Annotated in this window: 26 protein-coding genes and 1 tRNA gene; 6 read left to right on the forward strand and 21 right to left on the reverse strand. The window is 67.1% G+C overall.

The features are described 5' to 3' along the window. Positions 1–81: 81 nt before the first annotated feature. Positions 82–717, reverse strand: a complete 636-nt coding sequence (locus tag AC3WMA_RS06605) for a LysE family translocator (RefSeq protein WP_492284563.1) — start codon at positions 715–717, stop codon at positions 82–84. A gap of 185 nt (positions 718–902) precedes the next feature. On the opposite strand from AC3WMA_RS06605, the gene irrA reads away from it, so the two are divergent. Together irrA and AC3WMA_RS06615 are read left to right on the forward strand one after the other, a co-directional pair. Beyond that, the gene (gene irrA / locus AC3WMA_RS06610) at positions 903–1367 is read left to right on the forward strand and encodes an iron response transcriptional regulator IrrA (RefSeq protein ID WP_306226588.1); all 465 of its coding nucleotides are present in this window, start codon (positions 903–905) and stop codon (positions 1365–1367) included. A gap of 32 nt (positions 1368–1399) precedes the next feature. After that, complete coding sequence (locus tag AC3WMA_RS06615; protein WP_492284564.1) at positions 1400–2170, forward strand: YbaY family lipoprotein; 771 nt, start codon at positions 1400–1402, stop codon at positions 2168–2170. A gap of 15 nt (positions 2171–2185) precedes the next feature. On the opposite strand, the gene AC3WMA_RS06620 is transcribed toward AC3WMA_RS06615, so the two are convergent. Next, complete coding sequence (locus tag AC3WMA_RS06620; protein ID WP_492284565.1) at positions 2186–2716, reverse strand: SH3 domain-containing protein; 531 nt, start codon at positions 2714–2716, stop codon at positions 2186–2188. 176 nt (positions 2717–2892) lie between these two features. Here AC3WMA_RS06620 and AC3WMA_RS06625 point away from each other — a divergent pair, with 176 nt between their 5' ends. After that, a complete protein-coding gene (locus tag AC3WMA_RS06625) occupies positions 2893–3888 on the forward strand; it encodes a 2-hydroxyacid dehydrogenase (protein ID WP_492284566.1) in 996 nt (331 codons plus the stop codon). A 9-nt stretch (positions 3889–3897) separates the two neighbouring features. On the opposite strand, the gene AC3WMA_RS06630 is transcribed toward AC3WMA_RS06625, so the two are convergent. Both AC3WMA_RS06630 and AC3WMA_RS06635 read right to left on the reverse strand, forming a co-directional pair. Continuing rightward, positions 3898–4578, reverse strand: a complete 681-nt coding sequence (locus AC3WMA_RS06630) for an HAD family hydrolase (RefSeq protein ID WP_492284567.1) — start codon at positions 4576–4578, stop codon at positions 3898–3900. A 20-nt stretch (positions 4579–4598) separates the two neighbouring features. Continuing rightward, complete coding sequence (locus AC3WMA_RS06635) at positions 4599–5603, reverse strand: complex I NDUFA9 subunit family protein (protein WP_492284568.1); 1005 nt, start codon at positions 5601–5603, stop codon at positions 4599–4601. Between the two features lie 287 nt (positions 5604–5890). Between AC3WMA_RS06635 and AC3WMA_RS06640 the strand changes: the two genes are divergently transcribed. Then, a tRNA-Leu gene (locus AC3WMA_RS06640) sits at positions 5891–5977 on the forward strand. Positions 5978–6355: 378 nt separating this feature from the next. On the opposite strand, the gene AC3WMA_RS06645 is transcribed toward AC3WMA_RS06640, so the two are convergent. Beyond that, positions 6356–7243 (reverse strand): LysR family transcriptional regulator, encoded by an 888-nt coding sequence (locus AC3WMA_RS06645; RefSeq protein WP_492284569.1) that lies wholly within the window; start codon positions 7241–7243, stop codon positions 6356–6358. Between the two features lie 85 nt (positions 7244–7328). On the opposite strand from AC3WMA_RS06645, the gene AC3WMA_RS06650 reads away from it, so the two are divergent. Next, on the forward strand, positions 7329–7904 hold the full coding sequence (locus tag AC3WMA_RS06650; protein ID WP_492284570.1) for an NAD(P)H-dependent oxidoreductase: 576 nt from the start codon (positions 7329–7331) through the stop codon (positions 7902–7904). Between the two features lie 37 nt (positions 7905–7941). On the opposite strand, the gene AC3WMA_RS06655 is transcribed toward AC3WMA_RS06650, so the two are convergent. The 16 genes from AC3WMA_RS06655 to AC3WMA_RS06730 form a co-directional block, all read right to left on the reverse strand. Further along, positions 7942–9561: an MFS transporter gene (locus tag AC3WMA_RS06655; protein WP_492284571.1), complete on the reverse strand. Its 1620-nt coding sequence runs from the start codon at positions 9559–9561 to the stop codon at positions 7942–7944. After that, positions 9558–9980: a DoxX family protein gene (locus tag AC3WMA_RS06660; RefSeq protein WP_492284572.1), complete on the reverse strand. Its 423-nt coding sequence runs from the start codon at positions 9978–9980 to the stop codon at positions 9558–9560. Before AC3WMA_RS06660 ends, AC3WMA_RS06655 begins: the two co-directional genes overlap by 4 nt. 2 nt (positions 9981–9982) lie before the next feature. Then, complete coding sequence (locus AC3WMA_RS06665) at positions 9983–11980, reverse strand: amidohydrolase (RefSeq protein WP_492284573.1); 1998 nt, start codon at positions 11978–11980, stop codon at positions 9983–9985. Next, on the reverse strand, positions 11980–12249 hold the full coding sequence (locus AC3WMA_RS06670) for a XapX domain-containing protein (RefSeq protein WP_492284574.1): 270 nt from the start codon (positions 12247–12249) through the stop codon (positions 11980–11982). The genes AC3WMA_RS06665 and AC3WMA_RS06670 overlap by 1 nt, the downstream gene beginning before the upstream one ends. A 61-nt stretch (positions 12250–12310) precedes the next feature. After that, entirely contained in the window at positions 12311–13147 is an 837-nt protein-coding gene (locus tag AC3WMA_RS06675) for an alpha/beta fold hydrolase (RefSeq protein WP_492284575.1), read from the reverse strand. A gap of 2 nt (positions 13148–13149) precedes the next feature. Then, positions 13150–13803 (reverse strand): hydrolase, encoded by a 654-nt coding sequence (locus AC3WMA_RS06680; RefSeq protein WP_492284576.1) that lies wholly within the window; start codon positions 13801–13803, stop codon positions 13150–13152. 131 nt (positions 13804–13934) lie between these two features. Continuing rightward, positions 13935–14369: a response regulator gene (locus tag AC3WMA_RS06685; RefSeq protein ID WP_492284577.1), complete on the reverse strand. Its 435-nt coding sequence runs from the start codon at positions 14367–14369 to the stop codon at positions 13935–13937. A 62-nt stretch (positions 14370–14431) separates the two neighbouring features. Further along, the gene (locus AC3WMA_RS06690; protein WP_492284578.1) at positions 14432–15079 is read right to left on the reverse strand and encodes a response regulator transcription factor; all 648 of its coding nucleotides are present in this window, start codon (positions 15077–15079) and stop codon (positions 14432–14434) included. Next, on the reverse strand, positions 15076–16656 hold the full coding sequence (locus AC3WMA_RS06695) for a sensor histidine kinase (protein WP_492284579.1): 1581 nt from the start codon (positions 16654–16656) through the stop codon (positions 15076–15078). The genes AC3WMA_RS06690 and AC3WMA_RS06695 overlap by 4 nt, the downstream gene beginning before the upstream one ends. A gap of 232 nt (positions 16657–16888) precedes the next feature. Next, complete coding sequence (locus tag AC3WMA_RS06700) at positions 16889–18331, reverse strand: metal-dependent hydrolase family protein (protein WP_492284580.1); 1443 nt, start codon at positions 18329–18331, stop codon at positions 16889–16891. Positions 18332–18478: 147 nt separating this feature from the next. Beyond that, complete coding sequence (locus tag AC3WMA_RS06705) at positions 18479–19924, reverse strand: GntP family permease (protein WP_492284581.1); 1446 nt, start codon at positions 19922–19924, stop codon at positions 18479–18481. A gap of 65 nt (positions 19925–19989) precedes the next feature. After that, positions 19990–21042: an urea transporter gene (locus AC3WMA_RS06710; RefSeq protein WP_492284582.1), complete on the reverse strand. Its 1053-nt coding sequence runs from the start codon at positions 21040–21042 to the stop codon at positions 19990–19992. 144 nt (positions 21043–21186) lie between these two features. Continuing rightward, positions 21187–22890 carry an urease subunit alpha gene (gene ureC / locus AC3WMA_RS06715; protein ID WP_492284583.1) on the reverse strand — a complete coding sequence of 568 codons (1704 nt, stop codon included), beginning with the start codon at positions 22888–22890 and terminating at the stop codon, positions 21187–21189. Between the two features lies 1 nt (position 22891). Beyond that, the gene (locus AC3WMA_RS06720; protein WP_492284584.1) at positions 22892–23203 is read right to left on the reverse strand and encodes an urease subunit beta; all 312 of its coding nucleotides are present in this window, start codon (positions 23201–23203) and stop codon (positions 22892–22894) included. 9 nt (positions 23204–23212) lie between these two features. Continuing rightward, positions 23213–23515, reverse strand: a complete 303-nt coding sequence (gene ureA / locus AC3WMA_RS06725; RefSeq protein WP_492284585.1) for an urease subunit gamma — start codon at positions 23513–23515, stop codon at positions 23213–23215. A gap of 30 nt (positions 23516–23545) precedes the next feature. Then, the gene (locus AC3WMA_RS06730) at positions 23546–24439 is read right to left on the reverse strand and encodes an urease accessory protein UreD (protein WP_492284586.1); all 894 of its coding nucleotides are present in this window, start codon (positions 24437–24439) and stop codon (positions 23546–23548) included. A 338-nt stretch (positions 24440–24777) separates the two neighbouring features. Here AC3WMA_RS06730 and AC3WMA_RS06735 point away from each other — a divergent pair, with 338 nt between their 5' ends. Continuing rightward, positions 24778–25383, forward strand: coding sequence for an urease accessory protein UreE (locus AC3WMA_RS06735; RefSeq protein WP_492284587.1), 606 nt, complete (start codon positions 24778–24780; stop codon positions 25381–25383). The last annotated feature ends 22 nt before the right edge of the window (positions 25384–25405 follow it).

Consider the following 25405-nt stretch of genomic DNA (forward strand, 5'->3'; position numbering starts at 1 on the left):
GGCCGGTGTCTCGCCTGCCGTGCTAACACAGCGTCAGCCGGAAACGAAAGGGCGCAGGCGATCTTCAGCCCGGGGGACCCCTCAAAATCCACGCCATCCCTGCCACAGCGTCCAGGCCGCGACCACGATCAGGAGGGCGCCGACGCCGCGCCCGATGCGGTCGACCGCAATATCCCGCCCCGTCCAGGTGCTGCGCGCCTGCGCAATGGCCAGCGCCAGCCCGCCATAGACCAGCAACTGCGTGGCAGCGATGACCAGCCCGAGCGCAACCGCCTGAGCCCCGATCCAGCCAAGCTCGGGCCGCAAAAACTGGGGAAAGACCGCGAGCATGAACAGGTAGGCCTTGGGGTTGAGCAGGTTGGTGAGAGCGCCGCTGCGAAAGGCGGCCCAGGCGCTCACGCTGAGCCGCTCACGGATCGCCTGCATCGCAGCGCCGCCGCGCAACAGACCGAAGCCGAGCCATGCGACATAGATCGCTCCGGCCAGCAGCATCAGCCGGAACGCCGCCGGCCAGAGCTGCAGCACGACGCCGACGCCCAGCGCGCCGACGACGACATGGCAAGCTCCGCCAGCGATGACACCGCATGTCGCCAGCAGGCCATCGCGCCGGCCGCCGCCAAGCGCATTGGCGAGCACCACGGTCATATCCATTCCGGGAACGATCACGATCCCGAAGACGAACAGGAAGAATATCCAGAGATGCGCCGCCTCGATCATGACTGGCCCTCGCCTGCGACAGGACCGGCCTTATCGGAGCCAGGACGGACAAGAACCGTCAGGAGCCCGGGCCGGGCTCTACGCTTGCGACCCGGGAACCAAGACCTTACATTTGTCGAATAAGAATCCACTCTACAGGCGGAGCGTCCGGACGTTCGTTGCGCATAAGGGGTTAAGAACGAGGCATGAGCGACCTGACCTCCCAGGACCAGGGTTACGGAACGCCGGTGCGGCAGGGCTGCCCCTTCAACGACATTCGCCAGAAGCTCCGGCGCGTCGGGTTGCGGCCGACCCGCCAGCGCGTCTCGCTCGGCTGGGTGCTCTTCGCCAAGGGGCAGCGCCATGTCAGCGCCGAGATGCTGTTCGAAGAGGCGATGAAGGAGCGCATCCCGGTCTCGCTCGCGACGATCTACAACACGCTGCGCCAGTTCACCGAGGCCGGTCTCCTGCGCGAGCTCACGCTCGACGGCGCCAAGGCCTATTTCGACACGGCCGATCACGACCATCATCATTTCGTCGTCGATGGCGAGAACCGGGTGATCGACATCCCAGCCGACGAGATCGATGTCGCCAGCCTGCCGGTTCCGCCCGCAGGCTACGAGATCGCGCGGGTCGATGTCGTGGTGCGGCTGCGCAAGATCGACAGCTGACATAAGCTCCGCCCGTTCCGGAGACGATGAGCATGGCTTTCACCGATTCGCCGATCTCGCGCCGCGCGCTGGCAGGGCTTCTGCTCGCAGCCACCCTCCCCGCTACGCCCGCTCTGTCCGCGCCGCGCAGCTTGCGCGGTACCGTCTCCTTTCGCGAGCGCATCGCCCTGCCGCCCGGCGCCGTCGTCGAGGTGAAGCTGCTCGACGTCTCACTGGCCGATGCACCGGCGCGCACGATCGCCGAAACCCGCGTCTCGGGCCGGCGAATCCCCGCCCCCTGGACGCTGCGCTTCGATTCCCGACGGATCGATCCCCGGCACAGCTACGCGCTGCAGGCCCGGATCACCCATCGCGGGCAGTTGCTCTTCATCACCACGGAGCGGCACAGCGTCTTCACGGGCGGCCCGGACAATACCGATATCTGGGTCCAGCGCGTGGCCGGACAGGAGCAGCCTCCCGCGCCCACCAACTCGCCGGTCGGGAACTGGCGCCTCGCCAGCCTCGGCGGCGCCGAGACCCCGGCCGTGATCGCGACCACACTCGTCATCGCAGCGGACGGCAAGGTGTCGGGCCGCGGCGGCTGCAACGGCTTCGGCGGCACCGCGACCATTCAGGGCCGGGTGATCCGGTTCTCGCGCATGGTCTCGACGATGATGGCCTGCGAGCCCGACAAGATGGCGCAGGAGCAGCGTTTCCTCAAAACGCTGGAGCGCGTGCATCGCTGGAGCTTCGAGCGCCGAACGGGCCGGCTCGTCCTGCTCGATCGCGGTGGCCGGCCGCTGATGACGCTTGCGGCGCAGTAGCGCCGGGGGCAGCCGTTAGTCGACCTTTTCGTTGGGATAGACGCCCCAGAGGCGCTCCTGGCGGATGAAGCCGTTGATATTGCCGACGCTGACGCGGCACCAGGTGTTGGTGCAGGAGGCGACGCTGGCGACGACGCCGGACTGCAGCCTGGCGACGACGGCAGACTCTTCGTTCGCCGCGCTGCGCATCGGGAAGTTCTCGTCCTTCTTCTTCGACCAGGGCGCGACGAGCGCCGTCCGGCGGCCGGAGAGCAGGCTATGCAGCACCCAGCCTTCGGTGCCGTCGGCATCGCGGACGCGGCGCCAGGTTTCGAATTCGGCGGTGACCTCCACCGGCAGTCCGGCGCGCTGATAGACCCAGCGGGTTCGGTGCTCCTTCGAGGGACCTTCGCGCAGGTTCACGCGGTCCGTCTTCAGGCTGACATAACGCGGCACGGGCAAGCCGGTGACCGATCCCGCCTGCATATCCTGCGCGGACGCGATCGCAGGCAGGCCGATGAGGGCCAGCGCCGCCAGGGCCAGGCAGCGCATCGACGAGACCTTCATGCCGCCACTCTCCTTCGCATCCCGCTTGCCCCCGGCGAAGGGGCAAGTTGTCATCCGCCGCGCCGCCGCCTAGACAAAACATGCTGCCGCGCAGCAACTCCCATTCCTGGGCCACCAGGGTTAATGGCGGGTTGAGGAAATGCCGCCGATACGGCCGATGACGGAGGGGTGCCGCCATGACGAAGAAGAAGCCTGTGGTGGTGGTGACGCGCAAGCTGCCAGCCGTGGTGGAAACCCGGATGCGCGAATTGTTCGACGCCCAGCTCAATATCGACGACAAGCCGATGTCGCAGGCCGCGCTGGTCGAAGCGGTGAAGACCGCCGACGTGCTCGTTCCGACCGTCACCGACAAGATCGATGCCGCCATCATCGCGCAGGCCGGCGACCAATTGCGCCTGATCGCCAATTTCGGCAACGGCGTCGACAATATCGACGTCGCCAGCGCGGTGCAGCGCGGCATCACCGTCACCAATACGCCCGGCGTGCTGACCGACGACACCGCCGACATGACGATCGCGCTGATTCTCGCCGTCGCCCGCCGGATCGCCGAGGGCGCCCGCGTCATCCCTGACGACGACTGGGCCGGCTGGTCGCCGACCTGGATGCTCGGCCGGCGCATCACCGGCAAGCGCCTCGGCATCGTCGGCATGGGCCGCATCGGCCAGGCGCTGGCGAAGCGGGCCGCAGCCTTCGGCCTGTCGATCCACTACCATAACCGCCGCCGGGTCGATCCGCGCATCGAGGAGAAGCTCGACGCGACCTACTGGGATTCGCTCGACCAGATGCTGGCGCGGATGGATATCGTCTCGGTCAACTGCCCGCATACGCCGGCGACCTATCACCTGCTCTCGGCGCGCCGCCTCAAGCTGATGAAGCCTGACGCCATCCTGGTGAACACGGCCCGCGGCGAGGTCGTCGACGAGACGGCGCTCGCCCGCATGCTGGAAGCTGGCGAGCTCGCCGGTGCCGGCCTCGACGTGTTCGAGAGCGAGCCGGCGGTCAATCCGCGCCTGCTCAAGCTCGCGCGCCAGCACAAGGTCGTGGTGCTCCCGCATATGGGCTCGGCGACGCATGAGGGCCGCGCCGACATGGGCGAGAAGGTCATCGTCAACATCAAGACCTTCATGGACGGCCACAAGCCGCCGGATCGCGTGCTGCCCAGCATGCTCTGAGAGCAGGTCCTAAGCGGCGCGCAGCCCCGCAAGGCGCGCCGCTTCCGCCGGCCATTCCCTGAAATCGTCGATGACGCCCGCCGCGCCGGCCGCCAGCAGGCGCTCGCGCATGCGCGCCTTATCATGGGCGACGCCGGTGAAGCCCGCGACCTGCATGCCCGCCGCCTTCGCCGCCAGCACGCCCGGCACCGAATCCTCCAGCACGAGGCAGCGCCCGGCCTCGGCGCTCATCTGCGACGCCGCGAACAGGAAGACATCCGGGGCCGGCTTGCCACGCGCGACCTGTGACGCCGAGAAGACATGCGGACCGAACAAGTCGATCAGGCCGGCGAGTCCGAGATTGCGACGCAGCGGCTCCAGCACAGTCGAGGAAGCGACGCAGCGGCGCCCCGCCATCTCGGTCAGCGCCTCGCGTACCCCGGGAAGTGCGCGCAGTTCGGCCTCTAGGCGGAGAGCGACCGCATCCTCGATGCGCGTCTCGAAATCACTCGGCAGAGGCCGCCCGAGCGCTGCCTCGATGATCTTCATGCCGTCGGCCCAGGGGATGCCGACGAGCTGATCGACATAATGGTCGAGCGTCCAGTGGCCGAGCCCGACTTCATGGCACATGGCGAGGCTGACCTCGCCATAGAGCGTCTCGGTATCGATCAGCGTGCCGTCGCAATCGTAGATGACGAGATCGAACGACACGGGGCTGCTCCGCCGGCCGTTCAGCGGGCCTGGAGCGCGTCGAACTGGCCGGTCTTGCGGAAGCGCCAGAGATAGGAGGAGATCACCGCCTCGGACGAGGTCGGCGCCAGCCCGAGCCCGGCGAAGTCGCGGCCTTCCGCCTTGGCTTCAGCCGAGACGACATTGTCGCTCTCGAGCAGCGTAACCTGATCGCGCGTCATGACCAGCTCGTCCGGAATCAGGCCGAGCGTCAGGCCGTCGGCGACCTGCAGGACGCTGCCCATGATCCGCGCCAGCGGGAACGGCAGCGGCGCGAGCAGGCGCTTGCGGCCGGTCACCTTGCAGACCTCCTCGAAGATCTGGCGCAGGCTCTGCACCTCCGGCCCGCCAAGTTCGTAGACGCGGCCGCCCGCCACGACACCATCGACGGCGCGCGCGACGATCTCGGCGACGTCGCCGACGAAGGCCGGCTGGAATTTCGTCGCGCCGTCGCCGACCAGCGGCACCATCGGCAGCATGCGGACGAGAGAGGCGAACCGGTTGAAGAACGTATCCTCGGGGCCGAACATCACCGACGGACGCAGCACGACCGCGCCCGGCACGGAGGCGAACATCGCCGCCTCGCCCTCGGCCTTGGTGCGGGCATAGATCGACGCCGATTCGGCGGAGGCGCCAATCGCCGAGACATGGACCAGACGGGCGATGCCGGCAGCGGCGCAGGCCTGCGCGATGGCGCGCGCGCCATTCGCCTGCACGGCCGGGAAGCTCTGGCGGCCCTGCTCCTGCATGATGCCGACGAGATTGACGACGGCATCAGCCCCCTTCACGGCGGCAGCGACGGAAGCGGGATAGCGCAGATTGGCCTGAACGGCATGGATCTGGCCGACGCTGCCGATCGGCTGGAGGAAATTGGCGAGATCCGGCCGGCGGACGGCAACCCGCACCCGATAGCCGCGCTTGACGAGCGCACGCACGACATGGCGGCCGACGAAACCGGAGCCGCCGAAGACCGTGACGAGTTGCTGGGCCGGGGCCTGGGAAGCCATCGCGAAAGCTCCGTTTAGAATGCTTCTGCCCTCCTAGATCATGTTCCGCCAAAGTGGAAATGCCTTTTGCGGTCAGCACCTCCCCTATCCCGCCCCTGCGGCGTTCCGCCCTATCCGCGACGCGGCCCTGCCCCTGTTTGACGCGGGTCCACCGGCTTCCGGAGGAAAACAGCCCGCAATCCGCATGATCCGCGAAGGCGGTTTCCACAGGGCGGCGAAAACAAATTCATTTCGCCGCGACAGGGCCGTTGACAGGACGACTCGGCCCCCGTAAACGAACCGCCGTTGCCCAGGTGGCGGAATTGGTAGACGCACCAGCTTCAGGTGCTGGCGCCTGCAAGGGCGTGGAGGTTCGAGTCCTCTCCTGGGCACCACTCTTTCTTCTCAGCAGGAGAAAGAGTTCCGCATTGACAAGAGGTTAGGTGGTATCCGCTTTAATATCGCGGCATCACCTCCAGGCCCCTGCAATGCCTCGTCCCCTCGCTACCAAGTGGGGACCGACTCTCCCAAGATGACGATAGCAAGGCCCTTTTGGGCCCTCGCCGGAGGTCGATGCGCGACCTGCCTGCGATGATGCACGGCGGGGTGCGTCCTTGCCCCGATTTCTTGAAGCGCCCAGCCACCATTCCAGGCGCCGGGCCAAGCGACGCACGTGCAGGCGAACGCGGCCGGCAAGGGAAACATATCCGCTATCAGGCCTCCTATCGCGGCCCTCTCCAGCTGGGCCAGCAGATCGACCGGCCCCGTTGTCTTCAGCGCAACAACCCGCTGAGAATGCCGGCGACATGTTGAAGCGCGGCATCCTTCGCGCGGCGGTGATGCCAGGCCAGGTGCAAGGGGAAGCCGGCGACAGGAACGGGGGGCGAGAACGAGACGAGTCCGGCGAAGTCGCTCAGGATCCGCGACGGAAGCAGCGCGATCATGTCCGAACCCAGAAGCAGGCCGGGCACCATCTGGAAATTCGGCACGACGAGCCCGACACGGCGCGACAGGCCGCGCCCGGCGAGTTCCGCATCGACGGGCGTGCGTGTGTCGCCGCGGCCGGAAACGAGGATGTGCGGATAGGCCAGCCAGGTTTCGAGATCGAAGCTCTCCGCTCCCGGATGCCCGGCGCGCATGACGACCCGATAGTGTTCGACGAAGAGTTCCTGGCGATGCAGGTCATCCTCGGCCGGCGGGAACAGCGAGATCGCGATGTCGCTGGCGCCATCGATCAAGGCCGCGCGAGCCGCATCGGCACCGTGCCAGGGCTGGATCACGAGGTCGATCCCGGGCGCGGAGCGCTGCAATTCCTGCTGCAGCGGCGGGATGATGAACAGCGCCGGGTAATCCGCCGTGGTGAGCCGGATGGTCTGGCGCATCTCCGAGAGCGGCACCACCGGAGGATCGACCAGTTCGGCCACGCCTGCCAGCAAGGATTTGAGCGGGGCCCGCAGCGCCTCGGCCTTCGGCGTCAGGTGCATGGTCCCGCGACCGCGATCGAGAAGGTCGTCCCTGAACAGGTTCCGGCAGCGCTGCAAGGCCGCGGAGGCCGCCGGCTGAGACAGTCCCAGCCGGTCCGCGGCGCGGCTCACATGGGCCTCGTCCAGGAGTGCATCGAGGACGACAAGCAGGTTGAGGTCGACTGCTCTTAAATTCATGAAGCAGATAATATGATAGATTTATAATCGATTGGAGTAATTTTTGCTGCAGTCACAGAGTCGCCCCATCGCAAAGGAGGCGACCATGACCAAGACCCTCATCCTGCTGTTTCACCGTGACCTGAAGGGCTCGAAGGCCAATGCGGCTCTGGCCGCGGCGGCTGCCCAGGTACGCGGCGTCGAGATCGTCGACATGCAGGCGCTCTACCCCGATGGGATCGAGCTGTTCCGGGACGGCGAGCGCGAGGCTGCCCGGCTCCTGTGCGCCGACCGCATCGTGCTGCAGTTTCCTATCCAGTGGTACTCGACCCCGGCCCTGCTCAAATACTGGCAGGACGCGGTCCTGACCCGCATGTTCTATCTCACCTACGAGCAGGAAGGCCGGCGGCTGGAAGGCACCCCGCTGATGATCGCAGCCACGGCCGGCAACGTGCCGGAAGCCTACACGCCGGGCGGGCGCAACATGTTCCCGATGATCGAGCTCATGGCACCGCTGTGCGCGACCGCTCATCGCTGCGGCCTCTGCTGGTCCGATCCCTTTATCGTCTACGAAGCGGACAAGCTCACGCCCGAGGCTCTGGCGGCAGCGGCCACCAGCTACGCGGGCGCCCTGGAAAGCTGGATCGCCGCGACGCCGGCTACCCGGCAGGAGATCGCCTGATTCCGGGACGAGGCGGGCGGGAGACGCTTCGGCCGTGTCATACTTTCGCCCCCTCTCCCACCCTCTCCTCTTTCGGCGGCGGATCGAGGTGGAGGAAGTGGCGCACGACGGGTCCGTCCTCCCCAACATGGAAACGCCTGACCTCGCCCTGCAAGTCGGCGTCGGCCTTCGAGACGCGGCGATGCTGGCGCAGATGCTCGGCCCAGGACGTGACCATGAACCATTCGACCAGCTTGTCGGGATCGGCCGTGTCCTCGGTGACGCCCCAGCCATAGGCTCCGTCGCGCCGTCGCTCGACCGAGAGCGCGTTGATCGCGCGCAGGAAAGGCTCCCGATCGGCCTGCGGCACGCGGTACTCGATCAGGATCAGGACGGGGCCACGGTCATGGGCGATCTCGGCCGCGACCAGCGGCTCCGGCCAATGGTTGGAGGGCGCGAGATCGGCCTCGCCGGCCGGCAGCTTGATCCGGTGCATGACGAGCCCGGCGACCAGCAGTGCCGCGGCGCCGATCAGTAGCGTTGCGCGAATGCCCACGGCCTCCGCTACCGCGCCCCAGCCCAGGCTGCCCGCCGTCATCGCGCCGTTGAACACGGTGAGATAGACCGCCAGCGCCCGGCCACGCACCCAGTTCGGCAGGATCGCCTGCGCCACGCCGTTGAGCGTGGTCAGCGCGACGATCCAGGCCGCGCCGAGCAGAAGCAGGACGGCGATCGCGAGCCATTGCGGCGGGCCGAGCGTCAGCGCCGCCATCACGGCGGCGGTGACGATCGCCGATAGCAGCAGCAATCCGTCGGCATCGAGCCGGGCGCGCAGGCGCGGCAGCAGCACGGCGCCGCCGATCGCACCGGCACCGACCGCGCCGAGCAGGACGCCGTAGAAACCGGCACCGCCGCCGAGCAGATTGCGCGCGACCAGCGGCAACAGCGCCCAGACGGCGCTGGCGCAAGCAAAGAAGATCGCCGCGCGCAGCAGGACGACATGCAATTCGCGGCTCGCCCGGGCGTAGCGGAGGCCTGCCCGGAAGGCTCCGGTGAAGCGCTCGCTCAGCGCATCGTCGGCGCCTTGCGGGCGCCGCCACCAGAGCAGAGCAGCGATGACGATGACGTAGCTCGCGACGTCGGCGCCATAGGTCATGCCGGCGCCGAAGGCCGCGAGGATCAGCCCGCCCAGCGCCGGGCCGATGGCGCGCGAGATGTTGATGCCGAGCGAGTTCAGGGCGACGGCGCTCTTGAGATCGGCCTTGCCGACGAGTTCCGGCACGATCGCTTGCCAGGTCGGCGCCATCAGCGCCGCGCCGACACCGCCGAGGAAGGTCAGGCCAACCAGCGCCGGCACGCTGAGCTGGCCCAGGCTCGCCAATGCCATCAGCGAGAGGCTGACGCAGCCGAGCAGGAGCTGGATCGCGATCAGGAACTTGCGGCGGTCGAGGATGTCCGAGAGCACGCCGGCCGGGATCGCCAGCAGGAAGATCGGCAGCGTCGCCGCAGCCTGGACCAGCGCGACCGCGGCCGGCGCACCGGAGAGGTCGGTCACCAGCCAGGCGCTGGCGACGTCGCGCATGAAGGAGCCGATATTGCCGATGATCGTCGCCGCCCAGAGCACGGCGAAGACCTTCTGGCGCAGCGGCGCGAAGCCCGAGGCGGTTTCGGCACTCATCGTGCCGCGCTCTTCCGGCGCCCGAGATCGTCCAGCGCGACGATGATGAAGCCGCCGATCAGGCCGAGATGCTCGAAGAAGCTGTTCGTCGCCATCATCCGCCCCTGGCCTGCCGGCAGTTCCCAGAAGCGGATGGCGATGAAGGTCGCGACGAGCGTGAAGCCGGCGAGCGCCAGCGCGGCGAGCCATCGCCAGTGGCCGATCAGGATCATCGCGGTGGCGGTGAGTTCGAGGACGATCACGCCGACCGCGAAGAGTGGCGCCGGGGTCAGGCCGAAATGGGTCATCTCGGCGATGGCACCGGGAAAATCGAGGATCTTGGTGATCGGCCCCTGGATATAGGCGGCGCAGAGTAAGAGAAGCGCGAACCAGCGCAAAGCACCGGTCTTCGGCGCGGAGAGATGGCCGTCGCCCGCCATGCTCATACCGCCCAGCAGGCGCAGCCGAGCGCGCCCCAGAAACTCCTGAGATCGCCGACCGGCAGCTTGCTCGACCAGGCGCCGGCATGGTCATGGCCATGGACGCCGCAGGAACTGGCGCAACCGCAATTGCTCAGCGCGGCGCGGCGCAGCGAGTTCTTGCCGGCGCCGTCCGGTTCGCCCCAGGCGCCGTAGCCCTTGAAGGTGCGGACAGGTGACCAGTCCGGCATGGCCGGCGGCGGGGCGCTCTGGTCGGCGCTGGCGAAGTCCCTGATGCCATAGACGACCTTGCCGCCGACGATGGTGAGATCGGCGCTGATGAACGAGATCTCGTCCTCCGGGCAGGCGAAGTAATCGCGGTCGGGCACGATCAGGTCGGCGAACTGGCCGACCGCGATCTGGCCCTTCTTGCCTTCCTCGTTGGAGAACCAGGTGACCTTCTCGGTCATCATCCGCAGCGCCGTCTCGCGGTCGAGGCAGTTGCGCTGCGGCGTCATGCGCAGGCCACCGACGGTCTTGCCGGTCACCATCCAGGCAAGCGCAACCCAGGGGTTGTAGGAGGCAACGCGGGTGGCGTCGGTGCCGGCGGAGGTCCTGACGCCCTTCTCCAGCAGGCGTGCAACCGGCGGCGTCGCCTCGGCGGCGGCCGCGCCATAGCGCTCGACGAAATACTCGCCCTGATAGGCCATGCGATGCTGCACCGCGACGCCGCCACCAAGCGCGGCGATGCGGTCGATCGAGCGCTCCGAGATCGTCTCGGCATGGTCGAAGAACCAATTCAGGCCCTTGAGCGGAATGTCCTTGTCGACCTTCTCGAAGACGTCGAGAGCGCGCGAGATCGTCTCGTCATAGGTCGCGTGCAAACGCCAGGGCCAGCGGTTCTCGGCGAGGATGCGCACGACGCCCTCGAGATCGCCCTCCATCTCGGGCGGCATGTCCGGGCGCGGCTCGCGGAAATCCTCGAAATCGGCGGCGGAGAAGACCAGCATCTCGCCGGCGCCATTGTGCCGGAAATAGTCGCTGCCCTGCTTGTATTTCGAGGTCTTCGTCCAGTTGAGGAAGTCGTCCTTCTCCTGCTTCGGCTTCTGCGTGAACAGGTTGTAGGCGAGGCGGATGGTGAGCTGGTTGTCGTCGGAGAGCTTCTGGATGACGGCATAGTCGTCGGGATAGTTCTGGAAGCCGCCGCCGGCATCGATCGCGCCGGTGACCCCGAGCCGGTTGAGCTCGCGCATGAAATGGCGGGTCGAATTGACCTGATAGTCGAAGGGAAGCTTGGGCCCCTTGGCCAGCGTCGCATAAAGGATATTGGCGTTCGGCCGCGCAAGCAGCAGGCCGGTCGGATTGCCGCTGGCGTCGCGGGTGATCTCGCCGCCGGGCGGCTGCGGCGTGTCCTTGGTGTAGCCGACGGCGCGCAGCGCGGCGCCGTTCAGCAGCGCCCGGTCGTAGAGATGCAGGATGAAGACCGGCGTGTCGGGCGCGACGGCGTTGAGTTCGTCAATCGTCGGCAGGCGCTTCTCGGCGAACTGGTGCTCGGTGAAGCCGCCGACGACGCGCACCCATTGCGGCGGCGGCGTCACCGCGACCTGCCGCTTCAGCATGTTCATCGCGTCGGCCAGCGAGCGCACGCCGTCCCAGCGCAGCTCCATGTTAAAGTTCAGGCCGCCGCGGATGATGTGGAGATGGTTGTCGATCAGGCCCGGCAGCGCGCTGCGGCCCTTGAGATCAATGGTTCTGGTGTCCGGCCCGGCATGGGCCATCACTTCGGCCTCGCTGCCGACCGCGAGGAAGAGGCCGTCCTTGATCGCGACCGCGCTCGCGGTCGGGTTGCCGCGGTCCAGCGTTGTGAAGCGGCCATTGCGGAGAATGAGATCGGCGGTCATCGGGCGGGCTCCAGGGCCTGTAGATTGCGGGCCGGGCGTTTGGGCGTTGGCGCTGCCGAGCAGGCCAGTCAGGGCGCCGGCGGCAGCGCCGAAGGTGGTTTGGCGGCGCGTCGGGCTCATCAGGCCTGTCCCTTGTCCTTGTCGTCGATGGGCTGGCGTGCCGGGAGCGCGCCGAAGACATGCTCGCCGCATTCGCGCTGCAGCCAGCCGAGGCTGAGCCCCTGGCCCGAGACCAACCGCTTGGCGATCGGCACGATCTGCTCGCCGGCGAGGATGCCGAGCAGGCCGATCAGCGCGATCACGGGCGGCGCCGGCGAGCGCACGTTCATGAGGCTGTAGAGGACGCCGACGAGCAGGCCGGCGCCGAGCGACAACAGATAGAGCTTCATCGCATCCCCCACGGCTGCGACCGGGGCGGCATGGCCGCCCCGGAGCGGATATCGGCCGGGCTCAGCCCTTCACGAAGGCGAGCAGGTCGGCGTTCAGCACCTCGGCATGGGTGGTCAGCATGCCGTGCGGATAGCCCGGATAGACCTTGAGCGTGCCGTTCTTCAGATGCTTGATCGATTCATGCGCGGAGGCGCCGATCGGCACGATCTGGTCGTCGTCGCCATGGGCCACGAGCGTCGGCACGCCGATCGCCTTGAGGTCGCCGGTCTGGTCGGTCTCGGAGAAGGCCTTGATGCCGTCGTAATGGGCCTTGGCGCTGCCCATCATGCCCTGGCGCCACCAGTTCCTGATCACGCCCTCGTCGACCTTCGCGCCTGGCCGGTTGTAGCCGTAGAACGGCCCGGTCGGGACATCCAGGAAGAACTGCGCCCGGTTGTCGGCGAGCGCCTTGCGGAAGCCGTCGAAGACCTCGATCGGCAGGCCGCCGGGATTGCCGGCCGTCTTGACCATGAGGGGCGGCACGGCCGAGACCAGCACCGCCTTGGCGACGCGGCCCTGCGGCTCGCCATGCTTCGCGACATACCGCGCGACCTGGCCGCCGCCGGTCGAATGGCCGATATGGACGGAGTTTCTGAGATCGAGGTGCTCGACGACTGCGGAAGCGTCGGCGGCGTAGTGGTCCATGTCATGGCCGTCCCAAACCTGGGCGGAGCGGCCATGGCCGCGCCGGTCGCTGGCGACGACGCGATAGCCCTTGTGCAGGAAGAACAGCATCTGGGCGTCCCAGTCGTCGCTGCTCAGCGGCCAGCCATGATGGAACATGATCGGCTGGGCGTCCTTCGGCCCCCAGTCCTTGTAGAAGATCTCGACGCCGTCCTTCGTCGTGACGAATGGCATGGTCAATGTCCTTCCTGAGCGCCGAACATGGTCTTCGCGTAGATGATGCCGAGCCCGTAGGCGCCGCCGAATGACTTCGCGATTCCCGTGGTCAGGTCGTAGGTTGCGGTACGAGCCCAGTCGCGCTGGAGCTCGAGCAGATATTGCAGCGAAGTCATCGGCCGCGCACCTGCCTGGACCATGCGCTCGATCGCGCGTTCATGCGCCTCGTCGGAGACGTCGCCGCAGGCATCGGCGATGACATAGACCTCGAAGCCCTGGTCGATCGCCGAGAGCGCCGGGCCGACGATGCAGACGCTGGTCCACAGGCCCGCGAGCACGATACGGCCCTTGCCGATCTCGTTGACGCGGGCGATGACGCCGGCATCCTCCCAGGTGTTCATCGAGGTGCGGTCGAGCATCTTCTGGCCGGGGAAGGCGCGACCGATCTCCTCAAACATCGGGCCGGAGAAGCTCTTCTCGGCGACCGTGGTCAGGATGGTCGAGGCGCCGAAGCCGGCCGCGGCATGCGCGACGAGGGCCGCATTGTTGCGCAGCTGGACGGCGTCGATCGACTTGGTCGCGAAGGCCATTTGCGATTGGAAGTCGATCATGATCAGCGTGTGATCCTGCGGCGTCAGCAGGAGCTTGCCTGGAGCGGCTTTGGCGGTCGGCATGTCGTGTCCCCCTTTTGCGAATGGTCCGGAAAGGGCTCGGCGGGGCCGATCGCCGGACCCGTGAAGCATGGCGTTTCGATCCGAAGCCCCGATGACGCGCAGTGGTACGCAACGCCCTCCCGTCGGGGCAATTATCCGGAGGTGTCGGTAACCCCCTGCCCAGGGATAGGGTGGCGTCCACGGGAGCCGTCCGGGGGAGGTTCGGCCGGCTTCGTCCCGAGGCAAGCCAGCAGCGCCTCGGGATCGCAGGGCTTGGCCAGATAGCCGTCGAGGCCGCTGCGGCGGGCATGCCGTTCCGTGGTCGCGTCGGGATAAGCTGTGATCAGAATCGCACGCGTGGAGGCCGCGCGCTCCTTCACTTCGAGACAGAGTTCGAGCCCGCTCATGACGGGCATGCGATGATCGGCGATGACGGCGACAACGGCCGGGAACACGCTCGATGTCAGGAGATCGGCAGCAGCAGCGAAGACGCAGGCCTCGAAACCCATCGCTTCGACCAGTGCCGCCATGGCGGCGCGGGCCGAGGCGTCGTCATCGACAATGGCAATCAGCGGAAGCCCGGCCATCCGAACCGACCCCTTGGGGCGCGTGATCCGGCCATCCTGCTTTCGATGCGCAGGGACGGCAATTATACCGGGGTATCGCCCGGCCTATGCCCGGAGCCAGCGAGCGCCAGCCGATCGGCGATCCGCACGAGATCGGCGAGCGAGGTCGCCCGCAGCTTGTGCATCACCTGCGCCCGGTGGACCTTGATCGTGACCTCGCTCAGCCCGAGCGCCTGCGCGATCTGCTTGTTCATCTGGCCGGCGGCGACAAGCGGCAGGATTTCTCGTTCACGCGGGGTCATGGTCGCGACACGGCCCTGCAATTCGGCGAGAGCAGCGGCTTTGGCGCGATCCTGCCGATTCTGCGCGATGGCGCGATGGACGCCGTCCAGCAGGTCCTGGTCGCGGAAGGGCTTGGTCAGGAACTCGACCGCGCCGGCCTTCATCGCTGCCACCGACATCGGGACATCGCCATGGCCGGTGATGAACACGATCGGCAGCGGATTGGCCGAGCGGCCAAGCTCGCGCTGGAATTCCAGCCCGCTCAGGCCCGGCAGGCGGACATCGAGCACGAGGCAACCCGGCCGGTCGGGGCGGGTAGACGCCGCGAAGGCCTGTGCGGTCTCGAAGCAGAGCACGTCATGGCCAACCGAACGCAGCAGGCTTTCCAGCGAAGCGCGCATCGCCGGATCGTCATCGACCACGTAAATGAGGGAGCCGCTTTCCGTCATGGCGAGGCGCTCTCGCTGGGAGAGAGACCGGCCGCGGCAGGCAAGGTGAACTGGAAGACCGCACCGCGCGGCTGGTTGTCGGAAGCCCAGAGCCGTCCGCCATGGGCCTCGATCACGGTGCGGCAGAACATCAGGCCCATTCCCATGCCGTTCGGTTTCGTCGTGAAGAACGGCTCGAATATACGGTCGCGCCCGGCCTCTGCCAAACCGCTGCCATTGTCGGCGATGGCGACGAGAACCTCGCCATGAGGCTGGCGCCGCGAACTCAACACGAGCAGGCGCTGGCCCGGCGTCGCGCACATCGCATCGACGGCGTTGTCGATCAGGTTGCAGAGTACCTGTTCGAGCTGGAGGGCGTTGCCGATGACGAGCGGCAGGTCGCCGTCGAACGCCGTCCTTACCTCGACACGGGCAAGGCGGACATCGCCCGCTAGCTGCCTGAGGGTCGCGGCGATCATCCGGTTGAGGTCCAGCGGCGCGCGCTCCTGCGTCGGCTTGACGAACATGGCGCGGATGCCGGCGACGATGCGGTTGGCACGGTGGCCATCCGCGACGATCCGCTCCAGAGCGGCCCGAATCTCGTCGATCTGGGGCTGCTCACGGTCGAGCCAGCGCAATCCGGCCGAGGCATTGGTCACCATGCTGGCCAGCGGCTGGTTGACCTCGTGGGCGATGGAGGCCGAGAGGGCCTCCGTTGCGGTCAGGCGGTTCTGTCGAGCCCGGCGCTCGGCGATCTCGGCGCGGGCCAGCCGGGCATGGACCGTCGTCGCCTCGGAAAGCAGCACCAGCAGCACGACACCGGCCGAGATCAGGCCATAGATGCGCCCCGCCCACCAGCCGACGCTCAGCCGGACCGCTGCGCTGAAATAGGAAATGAGGATGATCTCGCTCAACAGCGTGACGAGCAGGACCATCAGCCAGAGATCGAGCATCGAGCGCTTGCGCGCGGCGAGCGCTGCCAAGCCAGCGACATAGAGGACGACGGCAGCGGCGGGCACATAGCTCCAGAGCCGTGCGACGCTGCGGGCATCCGCCATGAAGGGCGGCAGCTTCGCGGCATTGGTGACGATCACCAGGCTGCAGGCCAGGGCCGCGATCACGGTTGCGAGGATGGTGCCGGCGAGGACGCGCTCCGTGGACCCAGGCCAGGGGCGCCGGCTGAGCAGCGCATAGGCGAGGACGAAAAGCGGGAAGCTCAGGCGGCGCAGGGCCGCGATCGTGGCTGTCGCCTGCAGATCCGGCTCCGGAGCAAGCGTCGTGAAGACGCCGGGAAAAGTCAGGGCCCAGGGAATCGCAAGCAGGGCCGAGAACAGGAAGCCAGCCGCCAGAAGCAGGATCGCGCGCGAGCGCTGAATGGCGAACTGGGCGAAGAGCAGGGCGGCTGCGGTCAACTCGACGATGAGGATCGCCGCGGCGTAGGCGGCTACGAAAGGCTCGGTGCCGATCGTGGGTTGGCGCGCATAGGGGATGGTCACGGCCAGCACGCCGATCAGCAGCGCGATCAGGCCGCCTGCCAGAAGGTTCTGGCGTGGAGTGGGCGGCGACGCCAGCGGCGAGCGCTCGGTTTGTGCGGTCATCGCCTCGCCTTGAATCGCGTCCGGGGCCGGACTGGCGAGAGTTCGCGCACGATCCCCCGGCTTGCGTCAATCTCTTCGGCAAGCGGCCGGGCCTGAGCCAATCTCGGACTCGGCATTCGCGTGATCGAGGACATCGAACTCGGCGATCAGGACCGGGGTTGCCTGCCCGTCCTGGGATGGCGCGGGCGACACGCGACGAGCGAGCCACCCCGTTGGTGACGAAGCCTGTGGTTCACAACGTGTTCTTGTGGACGCGGCCATCCTTCATGATCACCGCGAAATTCCTGTGCGGGTCCTCGAGCAGCTTGATGTCGTCGAGCGGGTTGCCCGCGACCACGAGCAGGTCGGCAAAAGCGCCCTCCGCGAGCACGCCGAGCTTGCCCGGATAGGGATTGCGCATGTTGGAGAGGCCGAGCAGCTCGGCATTCCCCGCCGTCGCCATCTGCAGGGTCTCGGCGTTGCTGTACCAGTTGCTGAGATGGGTGAGCATGATGTTCTGGCGGGGTGTCAGCTCGGGCGAGAACAGGACATCCGAGCCCCAGGCGGTCTTGATCCCGAACTTGCGGGCAAAGCCATAGAGCTGCGGCGTGCCGACGAAGATCTGCTCGGCGCGCTCGGTGCCCGGCCCGGTCTGCGAGGCCGCATCCGCCATGGTCAGGAAGGGCTGCGTGCTGAGCCAGACGCCCTTCTCGGCGATCATCCGGGCCGTGGCCTCGTCGATGAGATGGGCATGCTCGATCGACGTCACGCCGGCGGCCACGGCGCGGCGGACGGCGCGCGTCGTATAGGCATGCACCGTCGCATAGGTGTTCCAGTCCTGCACCACGGCAACCGCGGCGCGCAGCTCGTCCTCGCTGAAGGTGAGGATGTCGAGCGGGCTGCGCGGCGACGAGACGCCGCCACCGCCCATCAGCTTGATCTGCGACGCGCCCTGCAGCAATTGCTCGCGGATGCGCATCTGCAGGTCGCCGACGCTGTCGACGATCGCAGCCCCTCCGAACAGCTCGCCCTTGCTCAAGCGGCCGCCATCGCGCGGAAACTCGGTCTGCAACCTGAGGTCGCCGTGGCCGCCGGAAGTGGTGATCATGGCGCCCGACGGATAGATGCGCGGGCCGGGGATCAGGCCGGCATCGATCGCCTGCTTGAAGGAAAAGACGGGACCACCGAGATCGCGAACCGTCGTGAACCCGCGCATGAGCGTGCGGTTGGCCTCGGCGGTCGAGGATGCATAGATGATGCCGGGATCGCCGTTCAGCAGGATGGGGAGCGGCACCGCGGCGAAGATCGTGTGCCAATGCGCGTCGATCAGGCCGGGGATGAGAACGCCGTTGCGGCAGGCGATGACGGTCGCGCCGGCTGGTGCGGGAGCATTGCTGAAATCGACGGAGGCGATCCTGCTGCCCTCGACCAGGACCTGCGCGCCCTCCCGCACCTTGCCCGTGACACTGTCGAACAACCGCGCTTCGCGGAACAGGGTCTTGGTCGGCGGCGCGGCAGTCTGCGCCGAGGATTGCCCGGGCAGCATGCCGGACAGGGCAGCGGCCGCCGCCCCACCGAGAAGGCCGCGCCGCGACAGGGTTTCGAGGCGGCGGGAAGCGGCGTGCAGTTCAGGATTATGGCAACCGCACCCGGCGCGATGAGCCAGATGCCCGTATTTCTCACCGAGTCTCAGCATCGCTTCTCTCCCTCAGGCTGGCCAGACGACCTTGCCGCCAAGCCCTCGCCAGCAGCCGCGGTGGGCCCGGAACGGCATCGCAGCGATCGGATCGTCGTTTCGCTCGATGCCCGCCCCGAACCGCTCATCAGCAGGCGGACTATACGCCTAGAACGAGCCGACGACCGAGCCAAGAAACAGCACGGCCATCAGCGAGATGACCACGCCGACGATCACGGTCATGACCATGTCCTTGTAGCTCTCGGCATGGGTCAGCTTGCTGATCTGCAGCAGCATCAGCACCGTGCCGTTATGCGGCAGGGCATCCAGCGTGCCGGCGCTGATCACGGTGATGCGGTGCATCAGCGCGGGATCGACGCCATAGGTCGCGGCAAGCTTGAGGAAGTGATCGCCGAGCGCGGCAAGCGCGATCGCCGAGCCGCCCGAGGCCGTGCCGGTCAGCGCGGCAAGCGTGTTCATCGCGACCGTCAGCGAGATCAGCGGGCCGCCGGGGAGGCCGATGACAGCGTCCCGGACGAGATTGAACGCCGGGAGGGACGCGATGATCGCGCCGAAGCCGACCAGGCTCGCGATCGTCAGCATCGGCAGCGCCGCGGAATTCGCGCCCGCGTCGAGGCTCTCGCGGATATTGGGCATACGGCGGAAATTCACCGCGATGACCGTCAGGTTCGCGGCCGCCAGCGCCAGCATCACCGACCAGACGCCGCCGATCGTGTTGATCGACGTGCCGCCCCAGGAGGGCTCGGCCAGGAAGGCGAAATTCATCCGCGGCAGCACCACGAGCGCCATCAGGAAATTCACGATGATGACGACGACGAGCGGAAGCGCCGCCAGCACGAAGGGCGGATGGTCTTCCGCGCGCTTGCCATGGTCGAGCTCGGCGGGGTCGAATTCGCCGGCGACCGTGGCCTTCTCGCGCAGCTTCTCGTCGATGACGGCCGGCTCCTCGGAGACCGCCCCGAAGCCCTCTCCAGCGGCACGGGCCTTCGCTTCCGCGCGAGCGAGCCACCACAGGCCGAAGGCCAGCGTGATCAGCGAGGCGACGATGCCGATGCCGGGAGCGGCGAAGGTGGTCGTGCCGAAATACGGCATCGGGATCGCGTTGTTGACCGAGGGCGTGCCCGGCAGGGCCGTCATCGTGAAGGTGAAGGCGCCGAGGCCGATGGTGGCCGGCATCAGGCGGCGGGGAATGTCGGCCGCCTTGAACATCTGCTGCGCCATCGGGACGAGCACGAAGAAGGCAACGAACACGCTGACGCCGCCATAGGTGACGATGGCCGAGGCGAGCACCACGGAGAGGATGGTCCGCTTCGTGCCCAGGCGCTCCGTCAGGTATTTGGCGATCGAGGCGATCGAGCCGCTATCATCCATCAGCTTCCCGAACAGGCCGCCGAGCAGGAAGATCGGGAACCATTGCGCCACGAAGCGGGCCGCGCCCGGCATGAAGGTCTGCGTCCAGTGCGCGAGGGCGGGCTCGCCGGCCAGGATCGCCGCGGCAAGGCCGGCGATCGGAGCGACCATCAGGATGCTCCACCCGCGATAGGCGAGCCACATCAGCAGCGCCAGGGCGACAAGGATGCCAATCAGTCCCACAGCCGAAACTCCTTCTCAAAAACACGTTTCGCGCCGGCGGTGCGGCGCGACTGAAATCCCGATGATCAATGCGCCGGCCCGGCGGTCGCTGCCCGGCCGGCGAGATGACGGCGCCGATTGTCCTCGGGCGTGGTCGCGTCGGGCGGCAGGACAGGGATCAGCGCCTTGAAGCCTTGCGCTCCGATCAGCATCAGCCAGGTCACGAGCACGAAGGTCGAGGTCAGCACGGGCATTCCGATCGGCTTCAGGAAGATCGCGACGGAAGCCCAGAGCCAGGTCGTCACGACGATGCCGAACAGCGTGTAGAGGAAGCTGCGCCAGGTCAGGACGAGGAAGAAGCCACCGAGCGCCATCGCCGTCAGCGCGGCGTTGTAGCCGAACAGGCCGTCGCGGATCGCCCCTTCAGGCCCACCGAAGATTGCGGCGGTCGCAGCGGCCAGTCCCGCCCCGATGAGCGCCATCGCAGCGCTGATGCGCGAGTTCACGGCGATGCCGAGGACGATCAGGTAGCCGGCGATCCAGTTGTCCTGGAAGAAGATCTGCCCGATCGCGTTGCCGATCCCCATATACCAGGTCGGCAGGATATAGGCCGCCGCCTGGGCGTACTGGTCCGGCGAGACCGGCTTCGCCAGCGGGCCGGCCTCGATATTCGCGAATTTCAGCACGGCGAAGAGGAAGAGCCAGCCGACAAGGACGAAGGGCGCCGTCAGCGCCGCGACCTTGTGGGGCTGGAGCAAGGCGCCGATGGCGGAGAAGACGACGCTGGTCATGGCCGCGGCGAACAGGATGTAGACGAACATCGGGAAGGACGGCACCGCGCCGGTGCGGAAATTCGCGCTGGTGAAGGCGACGAGCGCGAGGCCGACGAGGGCGCCGTTGAAGCCGAAGAGGCCGTCCGCGATCAAACCCTTATCGGCATCGAGCAGCCGCGCGGTCAGGGTCGAGACGACCGCGCCCAGCAGGCAGATCGCACCATAGATCCAGGAATTGAAGAAGAGCGCGCCGAGAATGATCGCCCCGGACACGGGGTTGTTCTGGAACACCACCTGCCCGATGCCGCGCAGGACATGGATCGCGAAGGCTGCGACGGCATTCCCCTCAAACTGTCTCGTATCCATGCAAGCGTCCCCTCCGACGGCAAGCCCGGCCGCATGCCGGGCCGTTCAACCTGCATCGGCCCGGCGGTCGTGGCTGGCCCTGGAGCAGGCGTTCCAGGGCCGATCGTGGCGGCGGCACGGCACAGGCGGCCGGCCGCCTCTTCCTCAGAACAGGAAGTAGCGCTGCGCCATCGGCAGCGAGGTCGCGGGCTCGCAGGTGATCAGCTCGCCATCGACCCGCACACGGTAGTTCTGGGGATCGACCTCGATCTTCGGCGTCAGCGAATTGTGGATCATGTCCTTCTTGCGGACGCCGCGCGTGCCCTTCACCGCCACGAGCTGCTTCTGCAATTGCAGCTTGTCGCCGATCTTGTCGTCGAGCGCCGCCTGCGAGACGAAGGTCACGCCGGTCTTGCCCCGCGCCCGGCCGAGGACCGCATACATCGGCCGGTAATGCACCGGCTGCGGCGTGGAGATCGAGGCATTGGGATCGCCCATCGGGGCGGTCGCGATCATGCCGCCGAGCAGCACCAGCGACGGCTTGACGCCGAAGAAGGCCGATTTCCAGAGCACGAGATCCGCGCGCTTGCCGACCTCGACCGACCCGATCTCATGGGCGAAGCCGTGGGTGATCGCCGGATTGATCGTGTATTTGGCGACATAGCGCTTGCAGCGGAAATTGTCGTTGCGCTCGCTGTCCTCCGGCAGCGGGCCGCGCTGCACCTTCATCTTGTGCGCGGTCTGCCAGCAGCGCAGCGTCGTCTCGCCGATGCGCCCCATCGCCTGCGAATCCGACGACATCATCGAGAAGGCGCCGAGATCGTGGAGGATGTCCTCCGCCGCGATCGTCTCCTTGCGGATGCGCGACTCGGCGAAGGCGACGTCCTCCGGAATCTGCGGGCTGAGATGGTGGCACACCATCAGCATGTCGAGATGCTCGTCGATCGTGTTGATCGTGTAGGGCCGCGTCGGATTGGTCGAAGACGGCAGGATGTTCTCCTGCCCCGCCGCGGTGATGATGTCCGGGGCGTGGCCGCCGCCCGCGCCTTCCGTATGGAAGGAGTGGATGGCGCGGCCCTTCATCGCCGCGAAGGTGTCGGCGACGAATCCGCTCTCGTTCAGCGTGTCGGAATGCAGCGCGACCTGGATATCCATCTCGTCGGCGACGGAGAGGCAGTTGTCGATCGCGGCCGGGGTCGTGCCCCAGTCCTCATGCAGCTTGAGGCCGATGACGCCGGCCCGGACCTGCTCGCGCAGCGGCTCGGGCAAGCTCGCATTGCCCTTGCCGAGCAGGCCGACATTGATCGGCAGGTCCTCGACCGCCTCGAGCATGCGGTGGATGTACCAGGGGCCGGGCGTGACGGTGGTGGCGAGCGTGCCGACCGAGGGGCCGGTGCCGCCGCCGACCAGCGTGGTTGTGCCGCTGGTGAGCGCTTCCTCGGCCTGCTGCGGCGCGATGAAATGGATATGGGTGTCGATGCCGCCAGCGGTCAGGATCTTGCCTTCGCCGGCGATGACGTCGGTACCGGGGCCGATGACGATGTCGACACCCGGCTGGATGTCGGGATTGCCGGCTTTGCCGATCGCGCTGATCCGCCCGTCCTTGACGCCGACATCCGCCTTCACGATGCCCCAGTGGTCGAGGATGACCACATTGGTGAAGACGAGGTCCGCGACCTCGGCGGCGTTGCGCTGGCCCTGCCCCATGCCGTCGCGGATGACCTTGCCGCCGCCGAAGCTGACCTCCTCGCCATAGACGGTGCGGTCCTCCTCGATCTCGATCACCAGCTCGGTATCGGCGAGACGGATGCGGTCGCCCTTGGTCGGCCCATAGAGGGAGGCGTAGTTTTCACGGGTGATGCGCGCCATCTCAGCTCTCCAGCTTTCCCATGATCTTGGCATTGAAACCGTAGACGACCCGGTCGCCCGCGAGAGCGACGAGCCGGACGGTCCGCGACTGGCCGGGCTCGAAGCGCACCGCCGTGCCGGCGGGGATGTCGAGCCGGAAGCCGCGCGCCTTCTCGCGATCGAAATGCAGGGCCGTGTTGGTCTCGTAGAAATGATAATGCGAGCCGACCTGGATCGGCCGATCGCCGGAATTGGCGACGTCGATCGTCTGGAGCTCACGCCCGGCGTTGAGCTCGATCTCGCCGTCCTCGATGAAGAATTCACCCGGGATCATGTCAGCACCTCACGGGATCGGGCTGTGGACGGTGACCAGCTTGGTCCCGTCCGGGAAGGTGGCTTCGACCTGCACGTCGTGGATCATCTCCGGGACACCGTCCATGACGTCGGCGCGCGTCAGCAGGGTCGCGCCATAGGACATCAGGTCCGCCACGGTGCGCCCGTCGCGCGCGCCCTCCAGGATCGCCGCCGAGATATAGGCGACGGCCTCGGGGTAGTTCAGCTTGACCCCCCGGGCTTTCCGCCGTTCCGCCAGCAGCGCGGCGGTAAAGAGCAGAAGCTTGTCTTTCTCACGCGGAAGCAGCTCCATCGCCTTCCCCCTCCTTCCCTATCGATCGTCTCAGGTTGCCCAGATGCGGGGCGTATCGGCCGGCTTGCCCTGCCCCAGCGTCCGAAGCACGTTCCATGCCCGCACGAACAACGCCTTGCCGTCTCCGATGCGCGGCCCGAGATAGCGGCAGACCACGACCTCATCGAGCTGGCTGACGGAAAAGACCGTGCTTTCATCGATCGCGGCCCGCACCTGCTCGGCAGCATCCTCACTGACCGCGCCGGCATAGATCATCGTGCCCCAGGTCGGCTGGCCGGCCAGCGAGTAGGCCGCTTCCATCAGGGGGGAACCGCCTTCCAGCTCCAGGCGCTCGAACCAGATCGGCCTGTCGCCGCGCCGGATCTCGATGCGCTGGCTGAGCCGACCCGTCTCGAAACGCTCCCCGGCCGCCGGACGGCCGAGGCACAGGAAATCCCAGCCGACATAGGTGGCATCGGGCGCGAGCGACACGCGGGTCTCCATCCGCGCGTCGCCGCCGTCGAAGACGATGGTTTCCTGAGGCAGGTATTCGCAGACCGCACCCGCCCCGACCTCGACATGGGTCGATTGCGTGCCGGCGCTGTACTCGCTGCGATAGAATTTCGTCGCGCCGGGGGTCGTCAGCAAGGCGCGGGCACCCGCATCGACATGGAAGCGCAGGTCGAGCCGGTCGCCCCCCGCGACCCCGCCCGGCGGGTGCAGCAGGTAGATATGGCAGGTTCCGTCCTTCTCCGGATGGAACGGGCGCTGGACGACGAGCGGGCCGAGATGACGCCGGCGAACGAGCCGGGTCTTGCCAGCACTCAGTGCAAACCACAGTTCCAGTTCGGCCAGCCAGGAACTCTGCGGCGCCGCGTAATGGGCGCGCGCCAGAGCGGTCGACTGAACGGCCTCCGAAGGCGGAATGGGCACGATTGCGTTCATAGACCGCTCTTCAGTCAAGCCACTTCAAATCCACGCCAATCCAGCCCAGAATGAGGGCAAATTCCTAGCATGCACCAGAGAGGCCAGCAAACAGAAAGCCATATAAAGGAAGCGGAAAAGCCATTCCTGTACCGTGCGTCCCAGGCACCATGCAATTTATCTCAAATTAAAACACAGACACTTCGTTCGACTTCAGGAACAACGACGGCGCGTATACTGGAACGACGAAGCCAATTGCACGAACACCTGGACTTACTTCATTGTGAGAGCTTGACACGGCGTGCCCTCCGGGCTCACCGCGGATCGACGAACCGGCCTTGCCCGAAACGGAGTGAAGCATGTTGAAAGCGATAGCCGTCAGGCGGGCAACCGACGCCTCCCCATCTTCCGAGCCCGTCCTCGGCCGCGCCGTCCTCCAGCATGACGAGCGCCATCTGCGGCGGCGCATGATCGAAACGAATGACGGCCGGAAGGTCCTGGTCGATCTCCCTGAGACGGTCGTGCTGGCTGCCGGCGACGCGCTCGCGATCGAGGGCGGCGGCACCATCGAGATCGCGGCCGCCGAGGAGCCGCTCTATGCCATCCGCGGGCGGGACCCGCTCCATCTCACCGAGCTCGCCTGGCATATCGGCAACCGCCATCTGGCCGCGGCCATCGCGGCGGACCGCATCCTGATCCTGCGCGACCATGTCATCAAGGCCATGCTCCACGGGCTCGATGCCGAAGTCGAGGAGATCGTGGCCGCCTTCAACCCGGTGCGCGGCGCCTATTCCGGCCATGGCCACAGCCATGCGCACGAGGACGCCGACCATCATCACGGCCATGATCATCACCACGATCACGGTCATCATCACGACCATGATCATGGCCACGACCATCATCACGATCACGGTCATCACACGCATTCCCACGCCCATGGGAAGCACCACCATCATCATGACTGACCCCGGCGCTGCGGTACCTTAC

The organism is Allobosea sp. FW305-C-101 (assembly GCF_058783685.1).

Coding starts and splice junctions, on each gene's coding strand:
- AC3WMA_RS06605 (WP_492284563.1), bottom strand. CDS start 717: ATGATCGAGGCGGCGCATCTCTGGATATTCTTCCTGTTCGTCTTCGGG.
- irrA (WP_306226588.1), top strand. CDS start 903: ATGAGCGACCTGACCTCCCAGGACCAGGGTTACGGAACGCCGGTGCGG.
- AC3WMA_RS06615 (WP_492284564.1), top strand. CDS start 1,400: ATGGCTTTCACCGATTCGCCGATCTCGCGCCGCGCGCTGGCAGGGCTT.
- AC3WMA_RS06620 (WP_492284565.1), bottom strand. CDS start 2,716: ATGAAGGTCTCGTCGATGCGCTGCCTGGCCCTGGCGGCGCTGGCCCTC.
- AC3WMA_RS06625 (WP_492284566.1), top strand. CDS start 2,893: ATGACGAAGAAGAAGCCTGTGGTGGTGGTGACGCGCAAGCTGCCAGCC.
- AC3WMA_RS06635 (WP_492284568.1), bottom strand. CDS start 5,603: ATGGCTTCCCAGGCCCCGGCCCAGCAACTCGTCACGGTCTTCGGCGGC.
- AC3WMA_RS06645 (WP_492284569.1), bottom strand. CDS start 7,243: ATGAATTTAAGAGCAGTCGACCTCAACCTGCTTGTCGTCCTCGATGCA.
- AC3WMA_RS06650 (WP_492284570.1), top strand. CDS start 7,329: ATGACCAAGACCCTCATCCTGCTGTTTCACCGTGACCTGAAGGGCTCG.
- AC3WMA_RS06655 (WP_492284571.1), bottom strand. CDS start 9,561: ATGAGTGCCGAAACCGCCTCGGGCTTCGCGCCGCTGCGCCAGAAGGTC.
- AC3WMA_RS06660 (WP_492284572.1), bottom strand. CDS start 9,980: ATGGCGGGCGACGGCCATCTCTCCGCGCCGAAGACCGGTGCTTTGCGC.
- AC3WMA_RS06665 (WP_492284573.1), bottom strand. CDS start 11,980: ATGAGCCCGACGCGCCGCCAAACCACCTTCGGCGCTGCCGCCGGCGCC.
- AC3WMA_RS06670 (WP_492284574.1), bottom strand. CDS start 12,249: ATGAAGCTCTATCTGTTGTCGCTCGGCGCCGGCCTGCTCGTCGGCGTC.
- AC3WMA_RS06675 (WP_492284575.1), bottom strand. CDS start 13,147: ATGCCATTCGTCACGACGAAGGACGGCGTCGAGATCTTCTACAAGGAC.
- AC3WMA_RS06680 (WP_492284576.1), bottom strand. CDS start 13,803: ATGCCGACCGCCAAAGCCGCTCCAGGCAAGCTCCTGCTGACGCCGCAG.
- AC3WMA_RS06685 (WP_492284577.1), bottom strand. CDS start 14,369: ATGGCCGGGCTTCCGCTGATTGCCATTGTCGATGACGACGCCTCGGCC.
- AC3WMA_RS06690 (WP_492284578.1), bottom strand. CDS start 15,079: ATGACGGAAAGCGGCTCCCTCATTTACGTGGTCGATGACGATCCGGCG.
- AC3WMA_RS06695 (WP_492284579.1), bottom strand. CDS start 16,656: ATGACCGCACAAACCGAGCGCTCGCCGCTGGCGTCGCCGCCCACTCCA.
- AC3WMA_RS06700 (WP_492284580.1), bottom strand. CDS start 18,331: ATGCTGAGACTCGGTGAGAAATACGGGCATCTGGCTCATCGCGCCGGG.
- AC3WMA_RS06710 (WP_492284582.1), bottom strand. CDS start 21,042: ATGGATACGAGACAGTTTGAGGGGAATGCCGTCGCAGCCTTCGCGATC.
- ureC (WP_492284583.1), bottom strand. CDS start 22,890: ATGGCGCGCATCACCCGTGAAAACTACGCCTCCCTCTATGGGCCGACC.
- AC3WMA_RS06720 (WP_492284584.1), bottom strand. CDS start 23,203: ATGATCCCGGGTGAATTCTTCATCGAGGACGGCGAGATCGAGCTCAAC.
- ureA (WP_492284585.1), bottom strand. CDS start 23,515: ATGGAGCTGCTTCCGCGTGAGAAAGACAAGCTTCTGCTCTTTACCGCC.
- AC3WMA_RS06730 (WP_492284586.1), bottom strand. CDS start 24,439: ATGAACGCAATCGTGCCCATTCCGCCTTCGGAGGCCGTTCAGTCGACC.
- AC3WMA_RS06735 (WP_492284587.1), top strand. CDS start 24,778: ATGTTGAAAGCGATAGCCGTCAGGCGGGCAACCGACGCCTCCCCATCT.